This window comes from Caulobacter sp. P1_B12_2 (assembly GCF_056406675.1).
The window spans coordinates 1-10076 of sequence record NZ_JBFTZS010000144.1; the positions used below are offsets into that span (position 1 = coordinate 1).

Here is a 10076-nt window from a genome sequence, read left to right on the forward strand (position 1 = left end):
CCGTCGCGCACCGTGGTCGTCAAGGGCAGCCCCGCCGAAGTGGTGGCGGGCCTCACCCGCCTGACCAAGTTCCTGCGCGGCAAGCTGGCCAAGACCATCGACATGAAGTTCACGCCCGAGCTGAAGTTCCTGCACGACGAGACCTTCAACTCGGCCACCTACATGGATCGCCTGTTCGCGGATCCTCGCGTGGCCCAGGACGTACGCCGCCTCAGCGACGTGGCGCCCGAAGAAGACCTGGCCGACGAGCAAGACTGATGGCCCGCCGCAAGAAGGGCGACGCCATCTCGGGCTGGATCTGCCTCGACAAGCCCTACGACCTGACCTCGACCAGCGCCGTCTCCCGCGTGCGCCGGGCGTTCAACGCCCAGAAGGCGGGTCACGCCGGCACGCTGGACCCCCTGGCCACCGGCATCCTGCCGCTCGCCCTGGGCGAGGCGACCAAGACCGTCCCGTTCCTGATGGACGCCGACAAGGCCTATCGCTTCATGATCCAGTGGGGTCGCTCGACCACCACCCTGGACCGCGAGGGCGAGACGACCGAGGCCAGCGACGTGCGCCCGACCCGCGAGGCGGTCGAGGCCGCGCTTCCCGCCTTCATCGGCGAGATCGACCAGATCCCGCCGAACTATTCGGCCATCAAGGTCGACGGCGAACGGGCCTATGATCTGGCCCGCGAGGGCGTCGAGTTCGAGCTGAAGACCCGCAAGGTCACCGTCCATGCCTTGCGTGTCAGCGCGGCGCCGGACGTCGATCACATCGAGCTGGAGATGGAATGCGGCAAGGGCACCTATGTCCGCGCCGTGGTCCGCGACCTGGCCGCCGCGCTCGGCGCCTGTGGACATGTCGACCAGCTTCGCCGGACGCGAGTCGGCCGGTTCACCGAGGAATCCGCGATAGGCCTGGAAACCCTGGAGAATTTAAGCTATGAGGCGCGCCTGTCGGAGGCATTGCTTCCGGTCGAGACCGCGCTGGACGACATCCCGGCGCTGGCCGTGACCGATGAAGACGCCTTCCGGCTTGCGCAAGGACGCGCCATCGTTCTGCTCCCAAGGCAGGTGGAATCGCTGAAAGCCGTGCTCACGCCCGGCGATCGCACCGTTTCCGCCATGTCCGGACAGAGGTTGGTGGCCTTGTGCGAGATGCGCGCCGGTTCGCTCAATCCGGTGCGGGTCTTCCAACTCACCTGAGCGGAGACAACACGATGTCGATCACTGCCGAGCGCAAGACCGCTCTTATCGCCGAACACGCCCGCACCGAGGGTGACACCGGCAGCGCCGAAGTCCAGGTCGCGATCCTCTCCGAGCGCATCGCCAACCTGACCGAGCACTTCAAGACCCACAAGAAGGACAACCACAGCCGTCGTGGTCTGTTGATGATGGTTTCCCAGCGTCGCAGCCTCCTCGACCACCTGAAGAAGTCCGATCTGGGCCGTTACACGGCTCTCATCGAAAAGCTGGGTCTGCGCCGCTAGTTTAGGCGCACTTCGGCCGCCCCSKTCACGCGGGGCGGCCGAACGCATTTCTAGCCCTCGTTTCAAGACAGGCTGAAACGAAGGGCCGCTACGGTTTCCGCATCTTAGCGGGGCCGAATTGTACGTCCGAGGATCACGATCATCGGGAGCCTGTCGAACTGGATGAGGAAACATCGGGACCGCCCTTCGGCCGCCCGCCCCTGTCCGTCCTGAAGGAAATGGGTCCTTCGGAACCGAAAGAAGCAAAAATGTTCGATATCAAGCGCAAGACGATCGAGTGGGGCGGCAAGACGCTGGTCCTCGAAACCGGTCGCATCGCCCGTCAAGCCGACGGCGCCGTTCTGGCCACCATGGGCGAAACCGTCGTCCTGGCCACCGCCGTGTTCGCCAAGAAGGCCAAGCCGGGTCAAGATTTCTTCCCGCTGACCGTCAACTACATCGAGAAGACCTACGCCGCGGGCAAGATCCCGGGCGGCTTCTTCAAGCGCGAAGGTCGTCCGTCGGAAAAGGAAACCCTGGTTTCCCGCCTGATCGACCGTCCGATCCGCCCCCTGTTCGTCAAGGGCTTCAAGAACGAAGTCCAGGTCGTCTGCACCGTGCTGCAACACGACCTCGAGAACGATCCCGACATCGTCGCCATGGTCGCCGCCTCGGCCGCCCTGGTGATCTCCGGCGCCCCGTTCATGGGCCCGATCGGCGGCGCCCGCGTGGGTTACGTCAACGGTGAATACGTGCTGAACCCGACGCTCGACGAGCTGAAGGAAAGCAAGATGGACCTGGTCGTGGCCGGCACCGCCGACGCCGTGATGATGGTCGAATCCGAAATCCAGGAGCTCTCGGAAGAGATCGTCCTGGGCGGCGTCTCCTTCGCCCACAAGTCGATGCAGGCCGTGATCGACGGCATCATCGAACTGGCCGAACACGCCGCCAAGGAACCCTTCGACTTCCAGCCGGAAGACACCGACGCCCTGAAGGCCGAAGTGAAGAAGGCCGTCGGCAAGGACCTGGCGGAAGCCTACACCATCCGCGCCAAGGGCGACCGCGTCTCGGCGCTGTCGGCCGCCAAGGCCAAGGCCACGGAAAAGTTCGCCAAGAGCGACACCAATCCGGCCGGCATCGACCCCCTGAAGCTGGGTTCGGTGTTCAAGGAACTTGAAGCCGACATCGTCCGTCGCTCGATCCTCGACACCGGCATCCGCATCGACGGCCGCACCGTCGACAAGGTCCGTCCGATCCTCGGCGAAGTCGGCATCCTGCCGCGCACCCACGGCTCGGCCCTGTTCACCCGCGGCGAGACCCAGGCGATCGTGGTCGCCACCCTGGGCACCGGCGACGACGAGCAGTTCATCGACGCCCTGGAAGGCACCTACAAGGAATCCTTCCTGCTGCACTACAACTTCCCTCCCTTCTCGGTCGGCGAGACCGGTCGGATGGGCAGCCCCGGCCGCCGCGAAATCGGCCACGGCAAGCTGGCCTGGCGCGCTCTGCGCCCGATGCTGCCGGCCAAGGAAGACTTCCCCTACACCATCCGCCTGGTCTCCGAGATCACCGAGTCGAACGGCTCGTCCTCGATGGCCACGGTCTGCGGCAGCTCGCTGGCCATGATGGACGCGGGCGTTCCGCTGATCCGTCCGGTCTCGGGCATCGCCATGGGCCTGATCCTCGAAAAGGACGGCTTCGCCGTTCTGTCCGACATCCTGGGCGACGAAGATCACCTGGGCGACATGGACTTCAAGGTGGCCGGCACCAGCGAGGGCCTGACCTCGCTGCAGATGGACATCAAGATCGCCGGCATCACCGAAGAGATCATGAAGCAAGCGCTGGCCCAGGCTAAGGGCGGCCGCGAGCACATCCTCGAAGAGATGAACAAGGCGATGGACGCGCCTCGTGAAGAGGTCGGCGACTACGCCCCGAAGATCGAGACCATCACCATCCCGACCGACAAGATCCGCGAAGTGATCGGCACCGGCGGCAAGGTGATCCGCGAGATCGTCGCCACCACCGGCGCCAAGGTCGACATCAACGACGAAGGCACCGTGAAGGTGTCGGCTTCGGACGCCGACAAGATCAAGGCCGCCATCGACTGGATCAAGTCGATCACCCAGGAAGCTGAAGTCGGCGCGATCTACGACGGCAAGGTCGTGAAGGTCGTCGATTTCGGCGCCTTCGTGAACTTCTTCGGCGCCAAGGACGGCCTCGTCCACGTCAGCCAGATCAGCAACGAACGCGTCGCCAAGCCGTCGGACGTGCTGAAGGAAGGCCAGATCGTCAAAGTGAAGCTTCTCGGCTTCGACGATCGCGGCAAGACCAAGCTGTCGATGAAGGTCGTCGACCAGGAAACCGGCGAAGACCTGTCCAAGAAGGAAGCCGTCACCCCGGAGGAAGCCGTCAACACCTGAGGGTGATGACGTCTCCATCGTGAGGCTTCAAGCAGCGGGCGGCTCCGAAAGGGGCCGCCCGTTTTGCGTTTCCGTTCAAAGGGGTTAGCTTAACCATAGGCGTTGGGGGACGCTTCGGATGAGCGACGATTCAACACGGGTTCACTGCGAACGCCATGGGCTGCAGAAACCCACCTTCGTGTGCCGACACCTGGTCTCGGGCGTGGGGCTGGGCTTCGTCGAGCCCAGCGGTCCGCAGGACGAGGACGCGTCGGACGAACAGGCGGCCTGGTGCGACCACTGCGAGCAGGCCCGGCTGGCCGGCGGCGGATGGACCGCTCAGTCCGAGGCCGAGGCGGGGATCACCCTGATCTGCGGCGCGTGCTTCGAGGCCTCGCGGGCCCGCAACAGCCGCTGGACGGCCGTGTCGCGCCGCTGGGGCTATTCCTGATCCGGGGCGGGCCTAGCGCTTCGGCGTCACCTTCACCACCGCATCATCCGGCGCGCCATTGCCGCCTCGGCAGGCGCCCAGCTTGAACTCCAGGTCCATGCAGACCCAGACCTCGGTCAGGCGGCCTTCCTTGACCCGGACGTTCAGGCCGTCGGCCGTCATGCCGCGATTGCGCTTGAGGAAGGCCCGGCGGATCTCGCCGGCGGTCATCGTCCCCGACGGAGCCGGTTTGAGATCCGGCACGTTCAGGCGCTCGCGGACCTCGCGGGCCTTCTTGAAATAGGCCTCGGGCGTGTCCCACTGGCAGGTGCCGTGCGCCTGCCACTCGTGCTGCTGCAGCCAGGGCGAGGGGGTCATGCACAGATTGGCCATCACCGTGGCGGCGCTCATCGGGGGGCTGGGACGGCAATAGCGCGGGTGGATCTTGTCCGGTCCGTTGGGCCACAGGCCGTGCACAGTGAAGCCGAAGCTGTTGGTGTCGCACTGGATGACCTTGTTCGATTCCGGGATGCCCGCGCGGCAGGCCTCGGGCGACCAGAACAGCGCCAGCAGGTAGGCGGCCGTCGGCACGTCGGTGTGGATCTCGCGAGCGGGCGGAACCTCGGCCGGGGCCGGGATCACGCTGGGCGGGATCGCGCAGGATTTCAGACTGGAGGCCTGGGCGGCGCCGGCCAGGGCCAGGGCGGCGAAGAGGCCGATCAGGGTCTGGGTGGTCTTGGACGACGACATGGGCGACTCCGGAGCTTACGGTCCCTTGTCTAGCATGGCTTGGCGCTCCCAAAACCCGCTGATCCCGGCTGGGAGCGGATGTAGATTACCGCCGCGCCTCGGTCGCCATCCGCACCGCCAGGCCGCCCAGCACCGTGGCCATCAGCCAGCGCTGGATCATGGCGAAGCTGGGCCGCGTGGCCAGGAAGGTCGCGATCGTGCCGGCGGCTAGGCAGATGCAGCCGTTGACCGTCAGGCTGATCAGGATCTGGCTGCCGCCCAGGGCCAGGGACTGGCCGAAGATCGCGCCCCGGTGCGGGTCGATGAACTGCGGCAGCAGCGACAGGTAGAGCATCGCGGCCTTGGGGTTCAGCAGGTTGGTCAGGAAGCCCATGCCGATCAGCTTGGCCGGGCTGTCCTTGGGCAGCTCGCGCACCTGGAAAGGCGAGGCGCCGCCCGGCTTGATCGCCTGCCAGGCCAGCCACAGCAGATAGAGCGCCCCGCCGAACCGCAGGACGTCGTAGGCGATGGGCGCGGCCATCAGCAGGGCGGTGATGCCCAGGGCCGCGCAGACCAGATAGACGATGAAACCCGCCGCCGTGCCGACCAGCGATACGATCCCGGCCCAGCGGCCCTGGCAGATCGAGCGGCTGACCAGATAGATCATGTTGGGCCCGGGGGTCAGGGCCATGCCCAGGCAGACGAGACAGAAGGCGATCCAGGCCTTGGCTTCGGGCATGGGCGAGCTCCGCTTGCGAAAGATCGGCGCCCCTGGAAATCCCAGTCGCGCGAACGCCAGCTCTGTACACCGGTTCGCGGCCAAGGTTKAGGCCAGCTTTCCTGAACCGCCTCGCCAAGGCCGGTCGAAATCKGACACGTGGTCGGCGAACAATGATCGCCGACGCCAACCATAAGTTTACCCTTCAGCTTCACCATCCCCGCTTCCGTCCCTGGAGCCGCGATGACCTCGCCTTCGAAAACCCCGCGGCTGAGCGACGCCGAGAGCGCGCAGTGGTTCTTCGACCACTCGCACGATCTGTTCGCCGTGGTGTCGAGAGGTCGGTTCGCCACGGTCAACGAGGCCTGGACGCAGGTGACCGGCTGGACCCGCCAGGACCTGATCGGCCAGCCCGCCCTGCGTTTCGTGCACCCGGAGTCGCGCCAGGACTTCGTCGAGACCGCGGGTCTGATCCGGGCCTCCGGCGAGGCCGCCAATCGCCTCAAGGTGATCTGCAAGACCGGCGGCTGGGTTTGGCTGGAGGGGCGCTCGCGCCTGGGACCCAACGGCGAGATGATCGGCGCCCTGCGCGACGTCACCGCCGATACGGCCCGTCGCGCCGAGATCGCCGCCGCGCGCCAGACCCGGGATCTTCTGGCGTCGTCCGCCGGCGTGGGGATGTGGAGCTACGAGCCGCACGAGAAGTTCATCGAGTGGTCGCGCGATCTGTTGGAGGCCACGGGCCTGGGGTCCGAGACCATCGCCCGTCCCGAGCAGTTCTACGATCGGCTGGACCCGGCCGAGCGCGAGACCCTGGCCGAGGCGTTCGACCGCGCCGTGCGCACGGGTGTGGGCGGGACGATCGAGCACCGGCTGCGTGGGGCCGGCGGGCAGTGGTTCACCTATCGCGCCACGTTCCGCACCGAGCCTCGCGCCGACGGCCTATTCGCCCTGAAGGGCATCTCCCAGAACGTCACCGACGTGGCCCGCACCCGTGACGCGGCGGTCTGGGGCGAGCGCCAGGCCCGCCGGCTGGTGGAGGAGGCCCCGTTCGCCGTGGCGCTCTATGACTGCGACCTGCGCCTGCAGGTGGTCAGCCCGCGCTTTCTCGAGATCTTCCAGGCCACCGAGGCGCAAGTCATCGGCCGCACCCTGCACGAGCTGACGTCCGGGACCCGCAAACGCTTCGTCCGGGCCGTCGAGCGCGCCCYGACCGGCGAGACGGTGGTGCGGCGCGAGGACCAGCTTCACGATGGTCTCGGCCGCAGCCACACCCTGCGCTGGGAGGCCCGCCCCTGGCGCGACGCCGACGGCGAGATCGCGGGCGTCATCACCTACATGGACGACGTCACCGCCCTGTCGGACGCCCGCCGCGAGGCCCGCGCCAACGCCCGGCGACTGCGGGTCGCCCTGGGCGCGGCCCAGGCCGGGGTCTACGAGATCGACCACGCGGGCAAGGCCTTCTGGGGCTCGCCCGAGTTCCATCGCATCCTGGGCCGTCGGGTCTCCTATGACGACGTGCGCAGCGCCGTCTGGCCGATGATCCACCCCGACGACGTCACGGCGGTCTACGAGGCCGCCGAGGCCGCGCAACGCCTGGAAGACGGCCACCTGAGCTCCAGGGGGCGTTCGTTCGACGTGCGGGTGGTCACGCCCAGCGGCGACGAACGCTGGATCCGCATCTTCCACGAGGTTCGCACCGACGCGAGCGGCCGCATCCGCAAGGCGTTCGGCCTGATCCTCGACATCGACGACAAGAAGCGCGCCGAGCTGGCCCTGGTCGAGGCCGAGCGCGCCGCCCAGGCCGCCAACGAGGCCAAGGCCCAGTTCCTGGCCAATATGAGCCACGAGATCCGCACGCCGATGAACGGGGTGCTGGGCGTGATGCATCTGCTCAAGCGCGAGAAGCTGCCGGGCGACGCCGACCACCTGCTGGGCGAGGCTCTGGCCTGCGGGCGGATGCTGTCGACCCTGCTGGACGACGTGATCGACTTCTCGCGGATCGAGGCCGGGCGGCTGGACGTCACCCGCGAGGCGGTCGATCCCAGCGAGCTGGCCGCCAGCGTGGCGCGGCTGCTGCGCGCCCAGGCCGAGCACAAGGGTCTGGCGCTGCGGATCGACGCGCCCGACGTCGGCCTGATCCTCACCGACCCCAGCCGGCTGCGCCAGGCGCTGTTCAATCTGGTGGGCAACGCCGTGAAGTTCACCCTGACCGGTTCGGTGACCCTGAAGGTCCGCCGCCTGGACGGAGACGAGCCGCGCGTCGCCTTCGAGGTGATCGACACCGGGGTCGGCATCGCCGCCGAGGCCCAGGCGCGCCTGTTCGAACGCTTCCAGCAGGCCGACGCCAGCACCACCCGCCGGTTTGGCGGCTCGGGCCTGGGCCTGGCCATCACCCGACGTCTGGCTCAGATGATGGGCGGGGAAGTCGGCTTCACGTCTCGCGAAGGCGCCGGATCGACCTTCCTGCTGACCATCGCCGCGCCGCCGGCCCAGGCCCGCGCGGCCGAGGCCGAGATGGCCGACGGCCTGCTGCAGGGCCTGAAGATCCTGGTGGTCGAGGACAACGCCACCAACCGCCTGGTCGCCCGCCGCATCCTCGAGCAGCTGGGCGCCAACGTCGAGACGGCCGAGGACGGGCTGGACGGGGTGACGACGGCGGCGCGGGGCTTCGACCTGATCCTGATGGACGTGCAGATGCCCGGCATCGACGGCCTCGAGGCCGCACGCCGCATCCGCAACCTGCCGGGTCCCGCCGCTCGCACCCCGATCATCGCCCTGACCGCCAACGTCCTGTCGCACCAGCGCGCGGCCTATCTGGCCGCGGGCATGGACGGCGTCGCCGCCAAGCCGATCTCCCCCGCCGCCCTGATCGGCGAGATCGTTCGACTGGCGGGCGGCGAGATGCAGGAAGCCGCCGCGGTGGCCTAGGTCGCTAGATCCTCCCCGCACAGGGGAGGACCTTCCCTCGTCGCTGAAAACCGCTAATGCTCCTCCCCAAAGAACTCGGGGGAAACCAACGCATGACGGCCCAGGACCAGGGTGAGGCGCGCGCGTCGATGCGCACGGTGGTGGCGGCCTCGTCCGCGGGCACCGCCTTCGAGTGGTACGACTTCTTCATCTTCGGCAGCCTGGCCCAGGTGATCTCCAAGACCTTCTTCACGGGCCTGTCCGACACGGCCGGCTACGTGGCGGCCCTGGCGTTGTTCGGGGTCGGCTTCGCGTTCCGGCCGCTGGGCGCCCTGGTGTTCGGCAAGATCGGCGACCAGGCCGGCCGCAAGGGCGCGTTCCTGGCGACCGTGCTGCTGATGGGCGGCGCGACCTTTGCCATCGCCCTGTTGCCCACCTACCAGCAGGCGGGGATCATCTCGCCGATCCTGCTGATCCTGCTGCGCTGCGTGCAGGGCTTCGCCCTGGGCGGCGAGTACGGCGGGGCGGCCATCTACGTGGCCGAGCATTCGCCGCCCAAGGAGCGCGGCTGGGCGACCTCGTGGGTGCAGACCTCGGCGGCGTTCGGCCTGTTCGGCGCCCTGCTGGTGATCCTGGCGACCCGCTGGCTCCTGGGCAAGCACGTCGGTCCCGACGCCTTCGACGCCTGGGGTTGGCGCATCCCGTTCGCCGTCTCGATCGGCCTTCTGGGCATTTCGGTTTGGATGCGGCTGAAGCTCAGCGAAAGCCCGGCCTTCGCCAAGATGAAGGAAGACGGAGAGGCCTCGAAGGCCCCCTATGCCGAGGCCTTTGGCCAGTGGAAGAACCTCAAGCTGGTGCTGCTGGCCTTCTTCGCCATGATGTCGGCCCAGGGGGCGGTCTGGTACACGACCTTCTTCTACGCCCAGACCTTCATGGAGAAGTTCCTCAAGGTCTCGCCCGCCACGATCAACGGGCTGATGATGGCCGCCACGGCGGTCAGCGCCATTTTCTACGTCCTGTTCGGCTGGCTGTCGGACAAGGTCGGCCGCAAGCCGGTGATGCTGGGCGGCATGACCCTGGCCCTGGTGTTCTACTTCCCCGGCTTCCATTTGCTGGAACGCGCCGCCAACCCGGCCCTGGCCGAGGCCACGGCGCGCGCCCCGGTCAGCGTCACCGCCGATCCCAAGGACTGCGCCCTGCAGTTCGACCCGGTGGGCAAGGCCGCCTTCGTCTCGTCCTGCGACATCGCCAAGAGCGCCCTGGCCAACGCCGGGATCTCCTACGCCAACCWTGCCGGCCCCGCCGGCTCGGCGGCAGTGGTTCAGGTCGGCGAGACGCTGCTGGAGGCCTCGATGGGTCGCTACTTCGCCGTCTGCAAGGCCTACGACGTCGGCAAGCCCGACCCGGTCGAGGCCCAGCCGGTCTCCAGCCCGATCC

The 10076-nt window shown here is 67.7% G+C and carries 9 protein-coding genes; 7 read left to right on the forward strand and 2 right to left on the reverse strand.

Annotated elements, in window-relative coordinates; translation table 11 throughout:
* From AC1DZ6_RS10990 to AC1DZ6_RS11010, 5 genes are all read left to right on the forward strand, one after another.
* A partial coding sequence (locus AC1DZ6_RS10990) for a ribosome-binding factor A (protein WP_477097217.1) occupies window positions 1-258 on the forward strand: 258 nt, incomplete at its 5' end.
* Entirely contained in the window at window positions 258-1190 is a 933-nt protein-coding gene (gene truB, locus AC1DZ6_RS10995; RefSeq protein ID WP_477097218.1) for a tRNA pseudouridine(55) synthase TruB, read from the forward strand. The genes AC1DZ6_RS10990 and truB, both read left to right, overlap by 1 nt.
* 14 nt (window positions 1191-1204) lie before the next feature.
* Window positions 1205-1474, forward strand: a complete 270-nt coding sequence (rpsO, locus tag AC1DZ6_RS11000) for a 30S ribosomal protein S15 (protein WP_007667263.1) — start codon at window positions 1205-1207, stop codon at window positions 1472-1474.
* A 248-nt stretch (window positions 1475-1722) separates the two neighbouring features.
* On the forward strand, window positions 1723-3873 hold the full coding sequence (gene pnp, locus AC1DZ6_RS11005; protein ID WP_477097219.1) for a polyribonucleotide nucleotidyltransferase: 2151 nt from the start codon (window positions 1723-1725) through the stop codon (window positions 3871-3873).
* Between the two features lie 118 nt (window positions 3874-3991).
* A complete protein-coding gene (locus tag AC1DZ6_RS11010; protein WP_477097220.1) occupies window positions 3992-4303 on the forward strand; it encodes a hypothetical protein in 312 nt (103 codons plus the stop codon).
* A gap of 12 nt (window positions 4304-4315) precedes the next feature.
* On the opposite strand, the gene AC1DZ6_RS11015 is transcribed toward AC1DZ6_RS11010, so the two are convergent.
* The gene (locus AC1DZ6_RS11015) at window positions 4316-5032 is read right to left on the reverse strand and encodes a ribonuclease T2 (RefSeq protein ID WP_477097221.1); all 717 of its coding nucleotides are present in this window, start codon (window positions 5030-5032) and stop codon (window positions 4316-4318) included.
* A gap of 85 nt (window positions 5033-5117) precedes the next feature.
* Window positions 5118-5750 (reverse strand): LysE family translocator, encoded by a 633-nt coding sequence (locus tag AC1DZ6_RS11020; protein ID WP_477097222.1) that lies wholly within the window; start codon window positions 5748-5750, stop codon window positions 5118-5120.
* Between the two features lie 222 nt (window positions 5751-5972).
* On the opposite strand from AC1DZ6_RS11020, the gene AC1DZ6_RS11025 reads away from it, so the two are divergent.
* Both AC1DZ6_RS11025 and AC1DZ6_RS11030 read left to right on the forward strand, forming a co-directional pair.
* Window positions 5973-8660 (forward strand): PAS domain-containing hybrid sensor histidine kinase/response regulator, encoded by a 2688-nt coding sequence (locus tag AC1DZ6_RS11025; RefSeq protein WP_477097223.1) that lies wholly within the window; start codon window positions 5973-5975, stop codon window positions 8658-8660.
* A 92-nt stretch (window positions 8661-8752) separates the two neighbouring features.
* Window positions 8753-10076: MFS transporter (locus AC1DZ6_RS11030; RefSeq protein ID WP_477097224.1), on the forward strand; the 1324-nt coding region annotated here is incomplete at its 3' end.

Bases quoted from the DNA above. Each gene is read 5' to 3' on its own strand.
- pnp (WP_477097219.1), top strand. From the start codon at position 1,723: ATGTTCGATATCAAGCGCAAGACGATCGAGTGGGGCGGCAAGACGCTG.
- AC1DZ6_RS11015 (WP_477097221.1), bottom strand. From the start codon at position 5,032: ATGTCGTCGTCCAAGACCACCCAGACCCTGATCGGCCTCTTCGCCGCC.
- truB (WP_477097218.1), top strand. From the start codon at position 258: ATGGCCCGCCGCAAGAAGGGCGACGCCATCTCGGGCTGGATCTGCCTC.
- rpsO (WP_007667263.1), top strand. From the start codon at position 1,205: ATGTCGATCACTGCCGAGCGCAAGACCGCTCTTATCGCCGAACACGCC.
- AC1DZ6_RS11010 (WP_477097220.1), top strand. From the start codon at position 3,992: ATGAGCGACGATTCAACACGGGTTCACTGCGAACGCCATGGGCTGCAG.
- AC1DZ6_RS11020 (WP_477097222.1), bottom strand. From the start codon at position 5,750: ATGCCCGAAGCCAAGGCCTGGATCGCCTTCTGTCTCGTCTGCCTGGGC.